Origin of the sequence: Archangium lipolyticum, from assembly GCF_024623785.1 — a bacterium.
Taxonomy (GTDB): Bacteria; Myxococcota; Myxococcia; order Myxococcales; family Myxococcaceae; genus Archangium; species Archangium lipolyticum.
On record NZ_JANKBZ010000039.1, the window covers coordinates 1 to 20715 of the forward strand.

A 20715-nucleotide genomic window follows, 5' to 3' on the forward strand; every position below is an offset into this window, starting at 1 on the left:
TGCCCCTTACTGCCCCTACCCGCCCTGCCCCTTACTGCCCGCCCTGCCCCTACCCGCCCAACCCCGTACTTCTGCTGCCCCTTACTGCCCCTACCCGCCCTGCCCCTTACTGCCCCTACCCGCCCTGCCCCTTACTGCCCCTACCCGCCCTGCCCCGTACTGCGCGTCGACCCCTGTCGACCACGGGGAAGAGCCTTAGCATTCGCCGTGCCGGACCCCCGCGATGCCTGAAACTCCTCTGATTTCAACGAGATAGGCGACGAGGCCGGGTGAGACTCCGGTACGATTGCGCGCGCATCCTGTAAAAACACCACCCCCTCCCGTTCCAGCCCTTCCGGACCTCGTCTCGCGCGCGCCTCCACGCCCACCCGTCAATCTCATCCACAGGGAAACCGAGACTCCCGTCCTACGACTCGCCCTCGCCGTGCTCGAAGGCGAGCCCCGCCAGTGGCAACGGGGGCGCTCCATTTGGCCGCATAAAACCCGAAAAAAAAGGCCAGCGCTCAATAGGGGCGTCAAGTCGCTGCTCGAAAGACAGAGGCCTGACACTCCCAATTTCTCTCACACCCCGACTGGAGAATGAGCATGAACAAGAATCTCGTTCGTCGAGCCGCCATTGCCTTTGCCGCCATGGGCCTCCTGGGCCTGACGGGCATCCTGACGGCGCCGTCCGCCAATGCCTCTCAGGTGAACGCCCTGGCCACCTGCAACGCGACCTGGTACGGCGCGGAGGGCGAAATCCCCGAGGGGTGGCCGACCGCCAGCGGTGAGCCCTTCAGCCGGTGGGCGCTCAAGGCCGCACACAACTCGCTGCCGTTTGGCACCCGCGTCAAGGTGACCTACCAGGGCCGCTCCGTCATCGTGACCATCAATGACCGCGGAGGCTTTGGCGGCTCGACCTGCCTGGACCTCACCTACGGCGCGTTCATCCAGATCGCCAATCCCGACCTCGGCGTCATCCCCGTGCAGTACGAGATCCTCTGGTGAGCTCGGCCCTCCGGGCGAACTCGGCCTTGAGTCTCGGCACGGCGAAGTCCACGAAGGCACGGACCTTGGGAACCGACAACCGTCCCTCGGGAGTAATCAGATGGACGGGCAGTGGCGGCGGCTCGGCGTCTGGCAGCAGCACCACCAGACGGCCACTGCGCACCTCATCCGCCACCTGATACGAGAACACCCTCGTCACGCCGTGACCTTCGACCGCGGAGGCAACGGCCGCCTCGACGCTGTTCACGCTCAACCTCGGCTCGATATGGACGTTGCGTTGGGGAAAGCTCCACGCGTCCTGACCCAGGTGACTCACGGCGATGCAGGCGTGCGCCAGGAGCTCTCCTGGCTCGTGAATGGGTGGCCGTCCGGCAAGATAGGACGGTGACGCGCAGACGACCCTTCGCACCTCGCCGATGCGGATGGCCACCAGACTCGAATCCGGCAGATGGGAGATCCGAAGCGCCACGTCGATGCCCTCGTCCAGCAGGTTCACCGGGCGATCGAGCAGCAGCAGCCTGGCCTTGACGGTGGGGTACAGGTCGAGAAAGGCATCGAGGATGGGCCGCAAGACACGCGCCCCGCTGACGAGCGGGGCGGTGAGCGCGAGCAGGCCCCGGGGCGCCGCGCGCTCCCCGGCGGCGAGCAGGTCCGCCTCCTCCAGCTCGGTGAGCACCCGCCGGCAGGCCGCCGCGTAGCGCTCGCCGGCCTCGCTCAGCCTCATGGAGCGGGTCGTGCGGTGCAGGAGCTGCGTCCCGACATGGGCCTCGAGAAAGGCGATGGCCCGGGAGACGGCGGCCGGTGAGCGTCCGAGCCGCCGCCCCGCGCCCGCCAGGCTGCCCTCGTCCAACGCCGTCACGAACACGCGCATGGCCTCGATGCGATCCATGATTCTTCCACTTAGCGGAAGAGTGGCTTCCGCGCCGTAGGTATTCAGCCGCCACGCGCACGGCCGCATATCTCCTCGTGTCACCGCACAGGAGACTTCCCATGACCGCAGCTGCCACTCGTTCCACGTTCGCCGTCACCCATCATCGGACCACCCAGGTCGAGGGCATCGACATCTTCTACCGCGAAGCGGGTCCGGCCGATGCGCCGGTGGTCGTGCTGCTGCACGGCTTCCCGACGTCCTCTCACATGTTTCGCCATCTCATCCCGGCGCTGGCGGATCGCTACCACGTCATCGCGCCCGACTATCCGGGCTTCGGCCAGAGCGCCATGCCCGCCCGCGAGGACTTCCCCTACAGCTTCGCGAAGTTCGCGGACGTGGTGGATGGCCTGCTGGACCGGCTCGGAGCCACGTCCTACGCGCTCTACGTCATGGACTACGGCGCACCGGTCGGCTTCCGGCTGGCCCTGAAGCATCCCGAGCGGGTGAAGGCGCTCATCGTGCAGAACGGCAACGCCTATGAAGAGGGCCTGCGGGCGTTCTGGGATCCGCTCCGGGATTACTGGGCGGACGGCTCGGCCGCGAAGCGCGAGGCACTGCGCCCGACGGTGTCGCTGGAGTTCACCCGGTTCCAGTACGTCGATGGCGTCAAGGACGTCTCCCGCATCGACCCGTCCAACTGGGTGCACGACCAGGCGCTGCTCGACCGGCCCGGCAACGCGGAGATCCAGCTCGACCTGTTCTACGACTACCGCACCAACGTCGCGCTCTATCCGAGGTTCCAGTCCTTCTTCCGCGAGCACCAGCCACCGACCCTGATCGTCTGGGGCGCGAACGATCAGATCTTCCCCGCCGAGGGCGCCAGGGCGTTCAAGCGGGAGCTGCCGAACGCCGAGCTGCACCTCCTCGAGAGCGGGCACTTCGCGCTCGAGGACAAGGCCGACGAGATCATCCCGCTGATGCGCGACTTCCTCGCGCGAGCGCTTCCCACCCGGTAACGACCACATCGACGAGGTGGAAGGACCGGGGCGTTGGCGGCCCGTCGGGCGAAGCCTACCGGGCGGCGGGCCGTGGCCCGGGGAGGGAGGCTCAGGGCACCGGGGTGGCCGCGGCCTCCTGGGCCAGGGCCTGTGCGGTCTGCCCCCGCTTCAGCGCCTCGGCTCGCGCGGCGGTGTCCAGGTCGGCAAGGCCCTTCTCGAAGTCCTTGCCCACCAGCGCGTCCATGTCCATGAAGGCCGAGAACGCCTTGCCCATGAAGTTGTTCTTCCCTTCCATGATCCAGCTCACCTGGGTCCCCGCCTCGGACTTCGTGAGCGTGAAGGTCGTCGTGTTCGTGGCCTCGAAGGGCCTGAGGAACTCGAGCTTGAGGTAGACGCGCTCGCCGGGCGTGCTCTCCAGGATCGTCATGCGCCCCGCTCCGGCCTTGTCGTTTCCGTTCCAGGAGTAGCTGGCACCCGGGCCCGCCGTGGGACCCTCGAAGCTCCTCTTCATGTTCGGGTCGAGCTTGTCGTAGGGCGACCACTGACCCCACTGGTGGAAGTCGTTGATCATCGCGAAGACGACCTCCGGGGGCGCGCTGATCCGGGCGCTCCGCTCGATGCGGAAGCTGTCCGGGCGCGTGCTGATGAAGGCGATCGCTCCGACGACGAGCACGAGGACGGCGATTCCGATCTTGATGGCCATGAGAATGACTCCTGAAACGTTCGAGTACCGTGGATGGCCGGGTCGTTTACCCGGGCTTCATGGACACGTCGAACGAGCCCCCGGGAGATCGACACGCCCGCCGCTTTTTTTCTCAGTGCGGCCAAGTGCCTGGAATGACTGGGGGAGGGGGAGACTCGACATTCACTCCTTGCGGAGAGCGGCAATCAAGCCAGGTGGAGCAGGTCCTTTCAGGGGGGCTCCTGCGGAAAGGGCGGAGAGCACCTTCTTCCGGCCGCGCGGCGCGCCAACTGGTCCGACCATCGGACCAGTTGCGCCCAAGTGCGACCGGAACCTCCCCCTGAAAGAACCTGGTTCGGATGGCTTGGAGCGCGGCCCCCGGACCAGGAAACCACGGACGTCAGAAGGCGGTGCCGTTGCTGCGCTTGCCCGCCGAGGCCGTGAGCGAGGAGAGGGTGTTGTGCAGCACGAACCCGGCCCCCACGGTGGCATCCGGGCTCCGGTTCATCGACACGCCATCCGCCGAGGCCAGCGAGCTGGAATAGGTGTAGCTGTCGATGCTGGCGTTGGCCGTGTTCTTCAGGGTGACCGTGTCGGTGGTGTTGGCCAGGTTGAGCGTCCCGGTGGAGGCGCCCACGGCGTTGGACAGGCCCACGGGGATGCCGGAGGCCCCGCCGAACACCACCAGCGCCTTGCCGGGAGCCAGCACCGTGCCGGCAGCGAAGGTGTGACGCACGGCCGTGGCGTCCGAGAGCGTCCATCCGCCGATGTCGATGGAGGTGCCGCCCACGTTGACCACCTCGACGAACTCGCCGGAAGTCGTGGAGCCGGGCTCGTTGGCGAGAATCTCATTGAGGATGACGCGCGCGGGAGCCGCCGCGCAGGTGAAGCCATCTCCGCTGTAGCCCGGCTTGCAGGCGCACGTGCGGGAGCCCGGAATATTGGTGCAGATGGCGTTCTCGCTGCACCCGCCATTGTTGTACCCACACTCGTCGAGGTCGGCGATGACGTACTCGCTGCTACCGGAGGTGGAGAACGTCTCGTTGGGAAGAGGCGTCTGCAGGTAGCCGGACCCCGAGGCGGGATTGAGCTGCATGGAGGAATAGGTGCCCGGGAGCATACGCACCGTGAACCGTCCGTCCGAGCCGGAGGTGGGCGACAGGTAGTTGCTGCCCTCCATGCTGTACCCGTAGCCCGACAACTGAGCGCCCGCGACGGGCTGGCCACTGGTGTTGAGGACACGGCCATTGAGCAGGATGTCGGAGAGCGTCAGGTTCAACGTGGTGCTGGCGCTGAACGTGTAGGACTGCACCACCCGCTGCGAGCCATAGAAGCCGGGCGAGTTGAACTGGACGCTGATGTTGTAGGTGCCAGGGCTCAGGTTCAGCGAGTACAGGCCGGAGGCATCCGAGGTGGTGTACTGCGAGGAGCTGCCCGAGGTGGGGTTGGCGGACACCGTCGCCCCGGACACCCCGCTGCCATCGGCGAACTTCACCTGCCCGCTGAGCTTGAACGCGTTGGTGAGGACGAAGTCCTTGCTGGTGGAGACGGAGAACGTCTCGTTGGGCAAGGACGTGATGGCATAGGGGCTGCTCGCGGGGGGCGTGAGCTGCATGGAGGAGTAGGTGCCCGGGAGCATGCGCACCGTGAACCGCCCATCCGAGCCGGAGGTGGGCGACAGGTAGTTGCTGCCTTCCATGCTGTACCCGTAGCCCGACAGCTGAACGCCCGCGACGGGCTGGCCACTGGCATCGAGGACACGGCCATTGAGCAGGATGTCGGAGAGCGTCAGGTTCAGCGTGGTGCTGTTGCTGACGGTATGAGACTGCACCACCCGCTGCGAGCCATAGAAGCCGGGCGAGGTGAACTGGACGCTGATGTTGTAGGTGCCAGGAGCCACGTTCAGCGAGTACGCGCCCAGGGCATCCGAGGTGGCGTACAGCGAGGGGCCGCCCGAGGTGGAGCTGGCGGATACCGTCGCCCCGGACACTCCGCTGCCATCGGCGAACTTCACCTGCCCGCTGAGGATGACCGCGTTGGTGAGGACGAAGTCCTTGCTGGTGGAGACGGAGAACGTCTCGTTGGGCAAGGACGTGATGGCATAGGGACTTCCGGTGGGAGGCGTGAGCTGCATGGAGGAGTAGGTGCCCGGAATCATGCGCACCGTGAACCGCCCATCCGAGCCGGAGGTGGGCGACAGGTAGTTGCTGCCCTCCATGCTGTACCCGTAGCCCGACAGCTGGACGCCCGCGACGGGCTGGCCACTGGCATTGAGAACGCGGCCGGTGAGCAGGATGTCCGAGAGCGTCAGGTTCAGCGTGGCGCTGCTGCCGACGGTGTGCGACTGCACCACCCGCTGCGAGCCATAGAAGCCGGGCGAGGTGAACTGGACGCTGATGTTGTAGGTGCCGGGGATCAGGTTCAACACGTACAGGCCCGAGGCATCCGAGGTGGCGTACAGCGAGGAGCCGCCCGAGGTGGGGCTGGCGGACACCGTCGCCCCGGACAACACGCTGCCATCGGCGAACTTCACCTGCCCGCTGAGGGCAACCTGCGCCCAGGCGGAGCCGGGCAGGCACAGCAGGACCAGGGCCACGAGGGCCATTCGGTAGAGCGGGACGGCGGACTGGGGCTTCAAGGTACGACTCCGGCAAAAGGGGTTCATGGTGAGAGCCATGACATTCCCGCGAAACCGTTTTCCCAGTTTATAAGGAGACGCCAAATACTGTCGGTAAGGCGCCAGCCGTTCGTCCTGCCCCCTGCCGTCCCGGTGAGCGCTACGGCTCGGCCTCCGCCTCCCCCTCCACCGCCTCCGGCTCCGGCTCTCCGGCGGCGGGGCCAGGTTCCTCGTCAGGCGCCTCCGGCGCGTCCCGCGCATCCGCGACCTCCTGCGCGTCCTCCTCGACGGGCTCCTCCCCGTCGAAGGAGAGCACCACGCCCATGAGGATGAAGAAGAACCCGGACACGTACGCCGCCACGCGCGAGGCCATCCCCACCTTGGGAATCTTGAGTTCCTTCACCTCGAGCCCACCCCCCACGATGCCCGTCAGCACCAGGAGCGCGCCGAACACGCACATCATCACTTCAACCTTCATGGATGTCCCCGGGGCGAGTCACGCCTTCGTCCACCAGGACGACACGCGCAGACGTTCGTGACACGACAGCGGGAATCACAAACGCGGACAGCGTTCTCTTTCCGTGGAGCCCGATGCTTCTTACGAGCATCCGCACGATGAAAAGAGATACTCATGGCTGCCCCAAATATCGCCATCCAGATCGAACCCTCTGAATCGGGAAAGGCCGTCTACCTGCCCCTCGCCGCGACGACAGCGACCGGCAAGACGATGGTGAAGCTCGTGCTGCGGCTCCGGCTGGAGAACAAGGGCAGCGGCACGGTGAAGGTGAAGGCCATCCGCTTCTCCTTCCCCGGCTCATCGCAACCCGCCATGGACATGCAGGGCGTGAACATGGATGGCGGCCTCGACCTCGACGCGGGCGAGACCGCCACCTGGTCCAACGGGATGGTGGACCTGGATCCAGACCCGGACGTGAAGAACATCATCAACAATTCCGTGTACCTGACCGGCGCCGCCCCCTCGCAGGTGAAGGTCGAGGTGACCTGCAAGGATTTCTCGGAGCCCGCGACGGTCACCCTGTCACTGGCGGCACATCAGAGCCCTGTCGCCGGGGAGGCCTACCGCTTCCCCTACGCGGCTGGCGAGCTGCGCGACGACGAGTACTACCAGACCTCCGCCGTCCACTGGGCCAACGGCGGCGCGGGGGGGACGCAGATCTTCGCGCATGACATCGGCGTCGTGGGCTGGGACAGCAAGGCCAAGAAGTGGTCCGGCCTCCTGCCTGGCGGTGACAGGCTGAAGAACGAGGACTACCGCATCTGGAACAAGCCCATCCGGGCCATGGCGGACGGTACCGTCGAGGCCTGGTCCGATGGCATGGAGGACAACACCCTCTCCGCCGACGAGGATGGCAACCTCCAGTTCCCCGTCCCGACGCCCTCGCCGGTGGGTGGCAACACCCTCACCGTCAGGCACGGCACCGAGCTGGTGACGTACTGCCACCTGCGCAAGGGCTCCATGCCCGAGGAGCTGAAGAAGAAGGGCACGCCCGTGTCGGAAGGCCAATTGCTGGGGCGCGCCGGCAATACGGGCAACAGCACGAATCCGCACACGCACATCCAGAGCGTCCGCGCCTCCGACTCGGCGCTGCGGCCCTTGCCGTTCCGCGACGCCTCGGTGATCGAATTCGGCAAGCTCTCGCCGCCGAGCGCCGACGGCCCGTGGTTCCGGCTCCAGGGTCACGGCATCCCCAAGGACGCCGTCGCCATCTGGCCCGCTTCCACGTCACCGGGCTTCCCCGTGCCAATGGTCGGCATCTCCATGGAGGGCGACTGGGCCAACTCCTACTTCATCCGTCCCGACCTCCCCAGCTTCCAGAAGACGGCGCAGGACCTGTTCGACCAGAAGGGCCGGCGGCTCATCCGCGCGACGACCTTCCTGGAGAAGGGCGTGCGCCGCTGGGTCGGCATCTCGCGCGCTGGCGACTGGGCCAACCAGTGGTGGGTCAGCCCGAGCCTGGCCCACTTCCAGAAGACGGCGCAGGACCTGTTCGACCAGAAGGGGCTGCGGCTGATCTACGTCAGCAGCTTCGTCGAGGGCGGCAAGCGCTCGTGGATCGGCATCTCGCGCGGCGGTGACTGGGCCAATCGCCTCATCATCCAGGACGACCTGGCCAGCTTCTCCAAGGAGGCCCAACACCTGTTCGACGACCAGGGCCTGCGCCTCATCCACGTCATGACCTGGCTGGAGGGCGGCAAGCGCCGGTGGCTCGGGATTTCACGCGCCGGCTCCTGGGCGAACAAATGGTGGATCAGCCCGGACCTGGGACACTTCTCCACCCGCGCGCAGCAGCTCTTCGACAACGAGGGCAAGCGCCTCGTCCACGTGACGACGTACCAGGAGGGCTCCAAGCGCAGGTGGGTGGGAATCTCGCGCTCCGGCACCTGGGCCAACCGCTGGTTCCACCGCTCCGATCTGGACTCCTTCGGCCTCGAGGCCCAGCGCCTCTTCGACGACAAGCACCTGCGCCTGGTGCACGTGGAGCCACTCGAATAGGAGGACCCTCCGGGTTGACGCGCTCCGTCATTCAGGGCTCCTCGCGGGCCCACGAGCGGCTCAGGGAGAGCGAGCCCCCGAGCGGAACCGTCCCTCCCGGACGGCCCTGGCGAGGGTGCTCGCGGCCACCTCGCAGTCGTCCGCGGAGCAGATGGCGGACACCACCGAGACGCCGTCCGCTCCCGCGGCGATGACGTCCGCGGCGTTGGCGGAGGTGATGCCACCGATGGCGACGACCGGGACGGGCAGCTGGCGCCGCAAGCGGGCGAACGCCTCCAGTCCGAGCGCCGGGGTGGCGTCCGCCTTGGAGGTGGTGGGGAAGAGCGGTCCCACGCCCGCGTAGTCCACCACCGAGGGGTCCAACGTGGACAGGTCTCCCGGCCCGGTAATGGAGAGCCCCACCAGGGCGTCGGGCCCGAGCAGGCGCCTGGCCACCTCGGGCGGCAGGTCGCCTTGTCCCACGTGGACGCCGTCGGCGCCCAGCGCCAGCGCCAGGTCCACCCGGTCATTGACGATGAGCGGCACCCCGAGCGGCCGGAGCCGCTGCAGCAGCACCCGGCCCAGCTCCAGCGTCTCGCGCGCCGGAGCGTCCTTCTCGCGCAGCTGCACCACGGTGGCTCCGCCCCGTACGGCGGAGAGCACCACGTCCACCAGCTCGCGCCCGCGCGACAGGGAGCGATCCGTGACGAGGTAGACGGACAGGTCGGGCACTCGGCGGGGCATGGCGGGCCTCCTCAGCGCACGCGGGCACGGGCCCGCACGGTGACCTCGTCCAACATGTAGAGCGCGTCCAACAGGTGCAGCTGCAAGGAGCCCGGTCCCTTGGAGTGCTCGGCGGCGAGCTCGCCCGCGATCCCCAGCACGGTGAGGGCCTGCGCGGCGGCCAGCACCGCGTCGGGCTCCACCGCCAGGAAGGCGCCCACGAGCGCGGACGCCGTGCACCCCATGCCCGTCACCCGGGGCATGAGCGGGTGGCCGTTCTCCACCGCCACCACGCGGGAGCCATCGGTGATGAAGTCCGTCCGGCCGGTGACGGCCACCACGGTGCCCAGACTGGAGGCCAGCCGCCGAGCCGCCTCGAGCGAGTCCTCGGAGGACTGGGTGCTGTCCACCCCGCGCGTGGCCTCCGCCTCGCCGGCCACCGCGAGCACCTCCGAGGCGTTGCCGCGGATGACGGCCGGAGCCTGGCGCGCCAGCTCGGCCGCGGTGGTGGTGCGGTAGCGCGTGGCCCCGGCGCCCACGGGATCCAACACCCAGGGCACCTGCGAGCGGCGCGCGGATTGGATGGCCAGATGCATGCCCTCCACCCAGTGCGAAGAGAGCGTGCCGATGTTCACCACCAGCGCCTGCGAGATGGCCGCGAAGTCCGCCACCTCCTCGCGCGCGTGCACCATGGCGGGCGACGCTCCCACGGCGAGCAGGGCATTGGCCGTGTTGTTCATCACGACGTAGTTGGTGATGTTGTGCACGAGCGGCGACCGCTCCCGCACCCGCCTCAACGACTCCCAGACGCCTGCGCTCAGGTCCAACGCGAGTTCCTCCTGGCGCGTCATCTCGCACCATCGCGCCAGGTGCAAGAGCGGGAACTTGCGTCGGGTACACCGCGAGTCGTGGATGGGATAAAGCTCCCGCACCCTCGTTCCGGGTCCCTACCCCAGGAGTCTGTCGTGCCGTATCCGCGCCTCGTCTTCGCCACCCTCGTCCTGCTGTTGTGCCAGAGCGCGCCCGTGTTCGCGGCCGCGCCGCCGAAGGCGGAGCAGCACCGCATCACCCTGGCCTCGGGGGTGAAGATTCGCGCCACGCCCGCCGCTGGCGGGCAGGAGGTGACCCGGCTCCCCATCGGCACGGAGCTGCGCGAGCTCGAGCGCTCCGAGCGGCAGGAAACGGTGGGGGACAAGACGGACCACTGGTACCGCGTCGCCACGGCCGAGGGGAAGGAGGGCTGGGTGTTCGGAGCCTTCGTCCGGCCCTTCGACCCGGAGCAGCGGGTGGGTATCTATCTGCAGATCGCCAGTCAGCGCATGGAGGACCAGAATGCGTCCTTTCTGGACCGGGCGGATGTGGCCAACTTCCTGAAGCGTGTGACGGAGAAGGAGACCGACAAGGCGAAGCTGGCGATGTTGGAGCTGGCGCGCTGGCGTGCGGTGAGCTGGGCGCTGGAAGCCATCACCCCGGACCTGCCACAGACGGTGTACGAGCCCTGGGCGAAGCGGCAGGGCGAGGCGCTGGTGAACAGCGAGCTGTCGGGAGGGTGGATCCTGAAGAGCGGCTTCCTGTGGAAGCTCGAGGAGAAGTACCGGGGCCTGCCCGAGGCCGAGGCGTTCGCCTGGGATGCGGTGAAGGCGCCCATCGAGGGCGAGTGCGAGGGATATGCGCCGTGCAGCCTGAACCTGGCCCAGACGATGGAGGGCGAGTACCTGCGGCGCTACCCCGCCGGGCCGCATGCGGAGGAAGCCCTGAAGGGGCTCTCGGAGGTGCTGACCCTGGACGAAAGCATCACCGAGCTGGACAAGGACGGACGCGCCGAGCTGCACAAGGAGCTGAAGGCGCTGGAGAAGGCGCTCGCCAAGGTGAAGCCCGAGCAGAAGAAGACGGTCGTGGAGAAGATCAAGGCCATGCGGAAGGCCACGGGCGGCTGACGCGTCATCCGCCAGCGCCAGCCGCTCCCACCACGGGCCGGAGCAACCCCCGTTCCTCCAGCAGATTCTGGACGAGCCGAGCCAGGGCCACGTGCTCGGGGTTGCTCTGGGTGAGTCGCTCAGGGGAGAGGATGACGAGCGTGCCCTTGTCTCCTACCGGCTCCACCCGCACGGGCGCGGGCAGGGCAGGCACCTCACCCCGTTCCCGCGAGAAGTACGTCATCCAGCCCACGAAGCAGCCGAGCCGACTGCCGCCGGAGAGTTCGTCCCATAGTCCGTCCGACGTCGCGATGGCCCACTCCGGCTCCCAGGCCACCGCCATGGCCCGCATCACGCCAGCGAGCACGGGAGCGCCGAGCATGCGCGCACTCCCCGCTGGCTCCGATGGGAAGAAAAGCCGAACACGATTCGGGGCGACCTCCGCGGCACTGCCACACCTGAGCAGAACCATGCCCCCCTGGTCCTGCTCCACATGTCCCGTCCACGCGCCAAACGAAAAACCGTCCGGGCCGCTCTGATACTTCTTCTTCCCGAAGAAGCGCAGGAAGGTCTCATGCGTGGGCTCGAATCCCAGTTGAAGCGCCTTCCGGGTGGAGTCGTTCTGCTCGTACCAGCGCGCGTAGCTCGGGTGGCACCCGGCCAGCAGCCTGAAGAATGTCTCCGCCCGCGTGGCGCAAGGGTCAGCCGACTCAGGCCGGCAACCCCAATAGGCTCCGGCTCGATAGTGTTCACTCATACGTGTCGGGCCTCACGGCAGCGGCAGCGGCTGGGTATGGACGACTTCAATCGCTTCAAAGCCCGCGTCGTCGAAATGCTTCCGAAGAACCGCGACCATGCGCTCCTCCGCGACGTGCCACCGCAGGCGCATTCCTCTCGCCACCCGAAACTGCCGCTCCGCCTGGTCGAGCATGCCTTTGAGTCCCTGATAGTTCCATTGGGGATCGAGATTCTTGTCGAACCACTTTTGGTACTCGAGGGCCTTGGCCTCGAGCAGAGTGCCCGTTTTCGGGTCGAATCCGTCGTACTCCGCGCAGTCCGTTCCGCGGCAGATCTTGTAGCACCACCGCCTGGGTGCGCCCGTCACCTGGGCCTGGTAGGCCCGGGCCTGCTCGGACATGCTGGAGGTGTCCTCCACCCACTGTCCGGGCCCACCCACCGGAGGCCACCCACTACCGCCTCCCGCGCCCTGGGCACTCGTGTTGGCCATGTGCAGGACGTAGGTGGCACCCAGCGCGTTGCCCGCCACGGCGCCGGCACCACCCACGGGCACGGCCACCAGTCGCACCGCCAGGAGGCCATCACCGGTGAGCGACAGCAGGGGGACGGAGAGGCTCCCCAGCTTGCCACCCCAAGCCGCCGCCTTGGCCGCTCCCGCACCGGCGGTGCCCACCGTCAGCACCGCGCCCGTGACGAGCCGTGAGACGGTGCGCACTCTTTCCGCGTAGGGCTTGTGGCGAAACGCCTCCCAGAGCCACGGGGCATTCTCGTACATCGCGCGCACGGCCGTTGGGAGCTGTGCCAGGCCCTCCAGCGTCTCCCCCGTGCGGAAGACGAGCCGATAGAGGCCCTCCACCATATCCACCACCGCCAGCACGGCGCCCTCCGCAACCGCCAGCGGCACGTTCTGGTCTGGCGTGTAGAGGCCCGCTGGGCGGGCTCCTTCCGGCACCTCGAGCGTTTCATCCACGGGGAAGAGGCGCCCGCCGTCGATCGCGTAGAACGGGCCCACCTCGAAGTGGCCAGCTCGCAGCGTGCCATCTTCCGCCAGCACCACCTCCCCCGCCTTCTGTACCGCAACGCCCGTGGTGGGCTTCACCAGGTAGCCATCCGGGCGGAGTACGAGGAGCTTCACGAACCGCCGCATGCGCGCGTGCAGTTCGTCGCGTGACACCGGGACGCCTCCCACGGCCACCTCCAGAAGCAGGTGCGCCACCATCCGCCGAGGGCCGAAGTTGCCCAGTACCACTGGCGTGGATAGAAGGTGGGGCAGCAGTTCCATGGCCTGCTGCGGTGACAGCGTGCGCCCATCTCCGGGCAAAGCAGTGGTGGGCACCCCAGCCTGCACGAGGAAGCCCTGGAAGTAGTCGAGGGTGATGGGCACCTCAACTGGCCGGCCATCCCCAACCCCATCTGGCCACCCTACTCCGTCGCCTTCCAGGTCCTCGCCCTTGCCCATCGTGCCAGCGCGGCGGGCCTGGAGCCCAGGAGGTGCGGCAACTCCGTTGCCAGGGGCCGTGCTCATCTCCCCTACTCCTGAACCGCTGAGTTGCCGCGTACTGGCGTCGCCGCTGGCTCTCGCCTCCGAGGGGGCGTCGGCCGTCGCCGCTGCCGGGACCGTCTCCGCCCTCCTCCTCGCGTCCGGGCCTTCCGGGGGATTCCGTGAGCTGTAGCGGTAGCTGCTCCCCATCATCCGGCCGCCCATGGGGTAACCCGTTGCACACGCGGCCTGGAGCACGACAACCAGCAGCACCAGCACCCACCGTGGCGGGCCCAGCGAGCTCCGCCGAGCCTCGAATTGCGTACCGCCGCCCTCCCCGGCCCCAGGACTTCGGTACTCCTTCGCCATGACGCTGGCCTTTCCCCCAGGTGGAACAATCCCGAAAACCTGTTTCCTGGCCATCGCGGGCAACGATCCCGCGGCGCCGGGCTCGAGCGGTAGAGGGAGAGGGGACTTCCATGTCCCCTCCCCTCCTCGTGACTCCGCTCAGTCCTCCTGCGTGCTGATCGTCGTCGTCGGGCCCCAGGTCTCCTGGCCCTCACGCTCGAAGAAGAGCGGGTCGCGTTTGAACTGACGCCCCCCCACCTCGTTCAGCGTCATCGCGTCGAACAGCCGGCCCCCCACCATCGTGTAGCGGATGGTGCTGCTGTTGCGCAGGTCCTCCAGCGGGTTCTTGTCCAGCACCAGCAGGTCCGCCAGCTTGCCCTCCTCCAGCGAGCCGATGTCCCCATCCAATCCCAGGTAGTGCGCCCCCGACAGCGTCGCCGCCCTCAGCGCCTGCAGGGGCTTCATCCCTCCCTGGCCGAACATCCAGAGCTCCCAGTGCGCACCCAGGCCCTCGCGCTGGCCGTGCGCGCCCAGCTGCACGCTCACGCCCTTGTCGTTGAGCGCCCGCGTCACCTCGGCCACCCGGATGTGGTTGAACTCGTCCTCCGGCGCCATCACCGGCCGCCGGCTGCGCGAGTCCACCACCCGCCTCGGCACGAACGACAGCAGCCGCTTGTCGTCCCACACGTTCGTCTTCTGGTACCAGTAGTTCTCACCCCACACGCCGCCGTACCCCACGATGATCGTCGGCGTGTAGCCCGTGCCACTCCGGCCCCAGAGCTGCAACATGTCCGCGTACGCACGCGACACCGGCACCGAGTGCTCCACCCCCGTGTGCCCGTCCACCACCATCGTCATGTTGTGCTGGTAGAGCGAGCCTCCCTCCGGCACCACCATCATCTGCAGCTCGCGCGCCGCCTGGATGACCTTCTGCCGCTGGTCCCGCCTCGGCTGGTTGTAGCTCTTCACGCTGAACGCTCCCACGGCCTTCATCCGCCGCAGGTGCGACCGTGCGTCGTCCAGCGTCTCGATGGGCGCGCGGAACGCCCCCGACGCGCCGTACAGGATGGTGCCCGTCGAGTAGACGCGCGGGCCCACCATGCCGCCCGTCCTCACCAGCTCGCTCGTGGCGAAGACCGCGCCCGTGTCGTTCGACGGGTCGTGCACCGTCGTCACGCCGAACGCCAGCGAGGACAGCAGCTTCCAGTTCTGCTCCGGGAGGATTCCCTCGTCCCCCATCGACCCGTGCCAGTGCACGTCCACGATGCCCGGCATCAGCGTCTTCCCGCTCACGTCCACCACCTTCGCCCCCGCCGGCACCGCCACCTTCCCCTTCGGGCCCACCGCCACGATGCGGTTGCCCTTCACCACCACCACGCCCTCCTCGAGGACCTCGTCCCCCTTCATCGTGATGACGCGGCCTCCCACGAACGCCACCGTCCCCGAGGGCACGTCCGTCTTCGCCTGGAAGCCGATGTCCTGCCCCTTCTCCGGCGCCTCCGGCAGCTTCTCCGGCGCGCCCTCCTGGAAGCGGAAGGCCTCCTTCAGCTCGCGCGTGTAGAGCTCGGGGCCCAGCGCCCAGTGCAGCCGCTTTCCATCCCCCGACCAGTGCAGCCACTCGCCCGAGTCCTTCGACACCTTCGACACCGGCAGCGCCTTGCCCTCGGGGCTCGCCACCGCGCCCTTCGCCCCGCGCGGCAGCGGCTGGATGAACGCGTTGAAGTTCTCCCGGAACGCCACCCACTTCTCGTCCGGCGACACCCGGTACTCCGTCGCCTCGTCGCTCGACAGGTGCGTGCGCTGCTCGCTCCCATCCAGCCGGATGCTCTTCAGCGCCCGGTCATCGTCCTTCTCGCGGTACTCCACCGTCAGGAAGAACACCCGCTCCGAGCTCGCACCGAAGTGCGGCTGCTCCCCGTCCTTCGACAGCCGGCGCGGCGTGCCACCCGCCGCCGGAATCACGAACAGCCCCTGCTCGTGGCTGTAGAGCCCGCTGCGCAGGTAGCCGCCGCCAATGCCCCGGTACACGATGGACTTCCCGTCCGGAGACAGCACCGGCTCCACGTAGTGCCCCGGCTTCGACGTCACCACGCGGCCTTCGCCGCCCGTCACCGGCACCACCCGGATGCTGCCCAGCTTCTCGTCGTCCCACGTCGTGTAGACGATGCTCTTTCCGTCACGCGAGAACGACGGGTACAGCTCGGTGTGGTCCGTCTGCTTCGTCAGCCGCTTCGGCGTGCCGTTGGGCAGGTCGCGCACGTACAGGTGCCCCAGCGCCTGGAACACCACCTTGTCCGCCTTCGGCGACACCTGCACCCACCGCAACATCTTCACCTGGAAGGTGTCGGGGGAGACCGCCTGCGGGAAGCGCAGCGCCTCGTGAATGGCGCGCGTGCCGCGCACGCGGAAGGGGATGGGCGTCACCTTCTTCGTCGCCACCTCGATGCGCTGCAGCTTGCCGCCCGCCCAGAACACCAGCGACTTGTTGTCCGGCGTCCAGGCGATCGTCGGGTACACGCCGTGGATGGCCCACGTCTCCTGCATGTCCCGCTCGAGCCCGTCGTAGAGGGGGCGCTCCGCGCCGCTCGCCAGGTCCGCCACGTACAGCGTGCTCTTGCCGCGCACGCGGCGCACGAACGCCAGCGACTTCCCGTCCGGCGACGGCGTGGGGCGGATGGAGCCGCCCGGTCCCACCACGAAGCGCTCCGTCTCCCGCGTGTCCAGGTCCAGCCGCTGGATGACGTAGATTTCGCCGTTCGGGTCCTTGTTGTACTCGAACGTCTTCCCGGGCGTGATGTCCTGGCTGTAGTAGACGTAGCGGCCGTCCGGGGAGAACACCGGCTCGCCCACGTCCTTCTGGTCATTGGGACGCTCGGTGAGTTGCACGCCGTCACCGCCCGAGCGGTGGTACATCCAGATCTCACCCGCGCCCAGCGAGCGCCGCGAGGTGAAGTGCTTGCGCGCGATGACGAACTGCCCGTCCGGCGACCACGCGGGGCTGTTGAGCAGGCGGAACTTCTCCTGCGTCACCGCGGTGGGCCCGCTCCCGTCGCGCTTCATCACCCAGATGTTGTCACCGCCGCCGCGGTCGCTCGTGAAGGCGATGGACTTGCCGTCCGGGCTGTAGCGCGGCTGCATGTCCCAGGCGACACCGCTGGTGAGCGCCTTCGCCTCGCCGCCGCCGATGGGCAGCACGTAGATGTCGCCGAGCAGGTCGAAGACGAGCTCATCGCCCTTGGGGCTGACGTCCAGGCTCATCCACGTGCCCTCGGTGACGTCGAGGTCCACCTGGGTGGCGGGGAAGCCGGGAGCGTTCACGTCCCACTTCTCCTCGGGCTTCTTCTCCTCGGGCTTGCCCGCGTCCTTCGACGCCTGGGGCACCGGGGGCTTCACTTGGATGGGGGCCGGCGCCTGCGCGCGGGCGGACAGGGGCAACGCGCTCGTGAGCACGAGCGCGAGGCAACGGAGGCTCAGTCGATTCACCGCGAATCCTCTTCGGGGGTGCGTGAAAAAGCGGAGCGCAGACTACCCCGGCGTCTCACGCCCTCGCGCATCCCCGTGACCACCTCGGCGAGGATGCCTGCACCCTCTCACCCGCCCTCCGCTCACACCCTCATTCCGGGCTTTTCTCACCGAGGGTCGCCGTGGTCTGTTCAAGCGCGCCCCGCTGCCTCTCGTTAGAAGTAGGGCCCACCGCCGCTCGAGTCGTGCCCCTCCCGCGCATCCTGCGGCTCCGGGGCCCGCTCGTCCGGCTGCCATACACAGGACGTCTTTTTGGGTCATGATGCGGCGCGGTACACAACCGACGATTCCTCCTGAACCTGGAACAACATCCTTCCTGCTTTTTCGGGATTGTAATATTCTGTTAGTGCTACGCAGCGAGGGCGTGAAGTCCGTAGGGGGATGTCAGTGGGGAGCCTGAAGCAGTCGCAACCGGAGCAGCAGGCGGCCCTACCCGAGAGGGAAGGTGCCCCGCATCCGGACGACTGCCCGGGTTGCCCCGAGTGCGTGGGCGACGCGCTGGAGCAGGAGCTGTTGCGCGCCCACTCGAAGATGTGCGAGGGCGAGCTCGAGCCCACCCGCGTCGTCGGCCCGCCCCCACCGCTGCCCACCTCCACGCCCGAGGCGCTGCCCCGGGGCACCTCCGTGGGACGCTACCTGGTGTTGGAGCGGCTGGGCTCCGGCGGCATGGGCGAGGTGTACGCGGCGTTCGATCCCCAGCTCAACCGCAAGGTGGCCATCAAGCTGCTGCTGCCGGGAGGCGAGGGGCTGGACCGGAACGAGGCGCGCCTGCGGCTGATGCGCGAGGCCCAGTCCATGGCCCGCCTGTCGCACCCCAACGTGCTGCCCGTGTACGACATCGGCGAGTACGGGGACCAGGTGTTCATCGCCCTGGAGCTGGTGGAGGGCTGGACGCTGCGGCGCTGGCTCAAGGAGAAGCCGCGCTCCAGCCGCGAGGTGGTGGAGGTGCTCACACGGGCCGGGCGGGGGCTGGCCGCCGCCCACGCGGCGGGGCTCGTCCACCGCGACTTCAAGCCGGACAACGTGCTGGTGGGCCGGGACGATCGCGTGCTCGTCTTCGACTTCGGCCTCGCGTGCGAGCAGGGCACGGCCAACCCCCAGGCGCCCGCGCCGGTGGACCTGGCCGAAATCCTCCGCGCCGAGCCGGTCTCGCACGACTCGGGCTCCATCTCCGGCCTGCACACCCGCGAGCCGCTGGAGACGCCGGTGACGCGCGCCGGCCTCATCATGGGCACTCCGGGCTACATGGCCCCCGAGCAGTACCGCCACGAGCCCGTCACCGCCCAGGCCGACCAGTTCAGCTTCTGCGCCACCCTCTATTATGCCCTCTACCGCGAGCACGCCTTCGAGGGCAGTGGCGCCGCGGCGCTGGCCCGCGCCACGCTCGAGGGCCGCCTGCGTCCGCCGCCCCGGGACTCGCGCGTGCCGGGCTGGCTGCGGCGCATCGTCCTCAAGGGACTCAACCTCCACCCGAGCGAGCGCTACCCTTCCATGGCGGCGCTCCTGGATGCGCTCCAGGATGATCCGCGCACCCGGCTGCGGCGCGAGGTGTTCATCGCCGTGGCCGCGGCCTTCCTCGTGGCGGTGGTGGCCGGCGCCGTGGGCCAGTGGCACCAGCGCCAGGGCCTGTGTCAGGAATCCGCCGCGAGGATGGACGGGGTGTGGGACGCCCCGCGCCAGCAGGCCGTGGAGAAGGCCTTCCTCGCCACCGGCCAGCCCTATGCCGCCACCACCTGGCAAGGGGTGAAGCGCGAGCTGGATGCCTACGCCGCGAGCTGGGTGGAGCATCAGCGGGAGGCGTGCGTGGCGACGCGGGTGCGCGGCCAGGCCTCCGAGGAGGTGCTCACCGCGCGCACCACCTGCCTGGAGCGCCGGCGCGGCGAGCTGAAGGCCCTCACGGACGTGCTCGCCGAGGCCAACGCCACCGTGGTGGAGCGCGCCGTGGAGGCCACGCGCGGCCTGGCGGAGCTCGGCCCGTGTGTCGAGGTGGAACCGGCGCCCGTGCACCTGAAGCCGGACCCCCAACTGGAGGCCCGGGTGGAGGGGCTGCGCGCCTCGCTCGCCAGGGCCCGGGCGCTGCGCATCTCCGGCCAGTACCCGGCGGGGCTCTCCGTGGCCGCTCCCGTGGTCGCCGAGGCACGCGGCCTGGGCCATCACCCGCTGCTGGCCGAGGCCCTGCTGGAGCTGGGGCAGCAGCAGGCCGGCTTCGGCAGCGCCGAGGCCGAGGACACCCTGAAGGAGGCGGTGTGGAGGGCCGACGCGGTGCGGCTGGACGAGGTGCGCACCGAGGCGCTGGTGGCCCTCACGCAGCTCGTCGCCTACGACGCGGCGCGCGTGCGGGACGGCCATGACTGGTTCCACCAGGCGCGCGCGCTGCTGATGCGCACCCACCGGCAGGGCCGCCTCCTGGCGGAGCTGGAGAGCGCCCACGGGCTGGTGTACGCCGCCCAGGGAGACGTGGGCGCCGCCGAGGCCTCGCACCGCAACGCGCTCACCGTGCTGGAGCAGGTGTCCTCCGCGCGCGGTCCCGAGAAGGCGGTGGTGCTGCGCCGGCTGGGCAACGCGCTCGCGGCCCAGGGCCGTCACGAGGAGGCGCTGGCCGTGTACCAGCGCGCCCACGCGGACTTCCTCGAGGCCCTGGGGGACGAGCACCCGCGCGTGGGCAGCTCGCTGGTGAACATCGGCACCACGCTCAGCGCGCTGGGCCGCCCCAGCGAAGCGCTGGAGCCGCTGCGGCAGGGCGTGGCCATCGTGGCGCGCACGCTCCCGGTGAAGCACCCCTTCCGCTCCCAGGCGCTCAACGCGCTGGGCTTCGCGCTGTGGAAGGACGGGGACACGAAGCAGGCGCTGGACGTGCTGCGCCGGGCGGTGGCGACGGCGGAGCACACCCGCGGGCTGGAGCATCCGGAAGTGGCGCAGCCGTGCAACACGCTGGGCCTGGTGCTGCTGGACACCGGGAAACCCTCGGAGGCGCTGGAGGCCTTCGCGAGGGCGCTGCGCATCCGCGAGCACGCGCTGGGGAAGAATCACCCGGAGCTGGCCGGGTCGCTCACCGGCCAGGGCGAGGCGCTGATGAAGCTGGGCCGCCCCGCCGAGGCGCTCGCCCCGCTGGAGCGGGCCCTGGCGCTGCGCGAGACGCACGCCGTGCCCCCGGTGGAGCTGGCCGAGACGCGCTTCGCCCTCGCCCGCGCGTTGTGGGCGTCCCACAAGGACACGGCCCGGGCGAAGCAGCTGGCGCGGGTGGCCCACGGCGCGCTGGAGCAGCCGGGCACCGAGCACCTGCGCGCGGACATCCAGGCGTGGCTCGACACCCACGCGCCGCGCGGGTAGCGGAGCGCC

14 protein-coding genes are annotated in these 20715 nt (G+C 68.9%); 5 read left to right on the forward strand and 9 right to left on the reverse strand.

The genetic code is table 11. From position 1 onward, the window contains the following. Positions 1-585: 585 nt before the first annotated feature. Positions 586-987, forward strand: a complete 402-nt coding sequence (locus NR810_RS45150; protein ID WP_257461819.1) for a septal ring lytic transglycosylase RlpA family protein — start codon at positions 586-588, stop codon at positions 985-987. Here the strand turns inward: NR810_RS45150 and NR810_RS45155 are convergent. Further along, positions 956-1876, reverse strand: coding sequence for a LysR family transcriptional regulator (locus tag NR810_RS45155; protein WP_257461820.1), 921 nt, complete (start codon positions 1874-1876; stop codon positions 956-958). The genes NR810_RS45150 and NR810_RS45155 overlap by 32 nt on opposite strands. 101 nt (positions 1877-1977) lie before the next feature. Between NR810_RS45155 and NR810_RS45160 the strand changes: the two genes are divergently transcribed. Then, positions 1978-2874: an alpha/beta fold hydrolase gene (locus NR810_RS45160; RefSeq protein ID WP_257461821.1), complete on the forward strand. Its 897-nt coding sequence runs from the start codon at positions 1978-1980 to the stop codon at positions 2872-2874. Between the two features lie 91 nt (positions 2875-2965). On the opposite strand, the gene NR810_RS45165 is transcribed toward NR810_RS45160, so the two are convergent. The 3 genes from NR810_RS45165 to NR810_RS45175 form a co-directional block, all read right to left on the reverse strand. Then, the gene (locus NR810_RS45165; RefSeq protein WP_257461823.1) at positions 2966-3559 is read right to left on the reverse strand and encodes an SRPBCC family protein; all 594 of its coding nucleotides are present in this window, start codon (positions 3557-3559) and stop codon (positions 2966-2968) included. A gap of 379 nt (positions 3560-3938) precedes the next feature. After that, positions 3939-6176: a carboxypeptidase regulatory-like domain-containing protein gene (locus NR810_RS45170; protein WP_257461824.1), complete on the reverse strand. Its 2238-nt coding sequence runs from the start codon at positions 6174-6176 to the stop codon at positions 3939-3941. Between the two features lie 139 nt (positions 6177-6315). Beyond that, on the reverse strand, positions 6316-6633 hold the full coding sequence (locus tag NR810_RS45175) for a hypothetical protein (RefSeq protein ID WP_257461826.1): 318 nt from the start codon (positions 6631-6633) through the stop codon (positions 6316-6318). A gap of 153 nt (positions 6634-6786) precedes the next feature. Here NR810_RS45175 and NR810_RS45180 point away from each other — a divergent pair, with 153 nt between their 5' ends. Then, positions 6787-8670: a M23 family metallopeptidase gene (locus NR810_RS45180; protein WP_257461827.1), complete on the forward strand. Its 1884-nt coding sequence runs from the start codon at positions 6787-6789 to the stop codon at positions 8668-8670. 60 nt (positions 8671-8730) lie between these two features. Here the strand turns inward: NR810_RS45180 and thiE are convergent, their stop codons facing one another. Both thiE and thiM read right to left on the reverse strand, forming a co-directional pair. Continuing rightward, on the reverse strand, positions 8731-9393 hold the full coding sequence (thiE, locus tag NR810_RS45185) for a thiamine phosphate synthase (protein WP_257461828.1): 663 nt from the start codon (positions 9391-9393) through the stop codon (positions 8731-8733). 11 nt (positions 9394-9404) lie between these two features. After that, a complete protein-coding gene (thiM, locus tag NR810_RS45190; RefSeq protein WP_257461831.1) occupies positions 9405-10199 on the reverse strand; it encodes a hydroxyethylthiazole kinase in 795 nt (264 codons plus the stop codon). 138 nt (positions 10200-10337) lie between these two features. Between thiM and NR810_RS45195 the strand changes: the two genes are divergently transcribed. After that, on the forward strand, positions 10338-11309 hold the full coding sequence (locus NR810_RS45195) for an SH3 domain-containing protein (protein WP_257461832.1): 972 nt from the start codon (positions 10338-10340) through the stop codon (positions 11307-11309). 4 nt (positions 11310-11313) lie between these two features. Here NR810_RS45195 and NR810_RS45200 read toward each other — a convergent pair whose 3' ends face one another. The 3 genes from NR810_RS45200 to NR810_RS45210 form a co-directional block, all read right to left on the reverse strand. Further along, on the reverse strand, positions 11314-12045 hold the full coding sequence (locus NR810_RS45200) for an immunity 52 family protein (RefSeq protein ID WP_257461833.1): 732 nt from the start codon (positions 12043-12045) through the stop codon (positions 11314-11316). A gap of 12 nt (positions 12046-12057) precedes the next feature. After that, a complete protein-coding gene (locus tag NR810_RS45205) occupies positions 12058-13551 on the reverse strand; it encodes a restriction endonuclease fold toxin 5 domain-containing protein (RefSeq protein WP_257461834.1) in 1494 nt (497 codons plus the stop codon). A 462-nt stretch (positions 13552-14013) separates the two neighbouring features. Beyond that, complete coding sequence (locus NR810_RS45210; RefSeq protein ID WP_257461835.1) at positions 14014-17337, reverse strand: amidohydrolase family protein; 3324 nt, start codon at positions 17335-17337, stop codon at positions 14014-14016. A gap of 420 nt (positions 17338-17757) precedes the next feature. Between NR810_RS45210 and NR810_RS45215 the strand changes: the two genes are divergently transcribed. Then, complete coding sequence (locus NR810_RS45215) at positions 17758-20706, forward strand: tetratricopeptide repeat protein (protein ID WP_257461836.1); 2949 nt, start codon at positions 17758-17760, stop codon at positions 20704-20706. Positions 20707-20715 lie beyond the last annotated feature (9 nt).

What these genes read in the sequence shown, in the direction of transcription:
- NR810_RS45150 (WP_257461819.1), top strand. Translation starts at nt 586, where the DNA reads ATGAACAAGAATCTCGTTCGTCGAGCCGCCATTGCCTTTGCCGCCATG.
- NR810_RS45175 (WP_257461826.1), bottom strand. Translation starts at nt 6,633, where the DNA reads ATGAAGGTTGAAGTGATGATGTGCGTGTTCGGCGCGCTCCTGGTGCTG.
- NR810_RS45205 (WP_257461834.1), bottom strand. Translation starts at nt 13,551, where the DNA reads ATGAGCACGGCCCCTGGCAACGGAGTTGCCGCACCTCCTGGGCTCCAG.
- NR810_RS45200 (WP_257461833.1), bottom strand. Translation starts at nt 12,045, where the DNA reads ATGAGTGAACACTATCGAGCCGGAGCCTATTGGGGTTGCCGGCCTGAG.
- NR810_RS45155 (WP_257461820.1), bottom strand. Translation starts at nt 1,876, where the DNA reads ATGGATCGCATCGAGGCCATGCGCGTGTTCGTGACGGCGTTGGACGAG.
- NR810_RS45180 (WP_257461827.1), top strand. Translation starts at nt 6,787, where the DNA reads ATGGCTGCCCCAAATATCGCCATCCAGATCGAACCCTCTGAATCGGGA.
- NR810_RS45215 (WP_257461836.1), top strand. Translation starts at nt 17,758, where the DNA reads ATGTCAGTGGGGAGCCTGAAGCAGTCGCAACCGGAGCAGCAGGCGGCC.
- NR810_RS45160 (WP_257461821.1), top strand. Translation starts at nt 1,978, where the DNA reads ATGACCGCAGCTGCCACTCGTTCCACGTTCGCCGTCACCCATCATCGG.
- thiE (WP_257461828.1), bottom strand. Translation starts at nt 9,393, where the DNA reads ATGCCCCGCCGAGTGCCCGACCTGTCCGTCTACCTCGTCACGGATCGC.
- NR810_RS45165 (WP_257461823.1), bottom strand. Translation starts at nt 3,559, where the DNA reads ATGGCCATCAAGATCGGAATCGCCGTCCTCGTGCTCGTCGTCGGAGCG.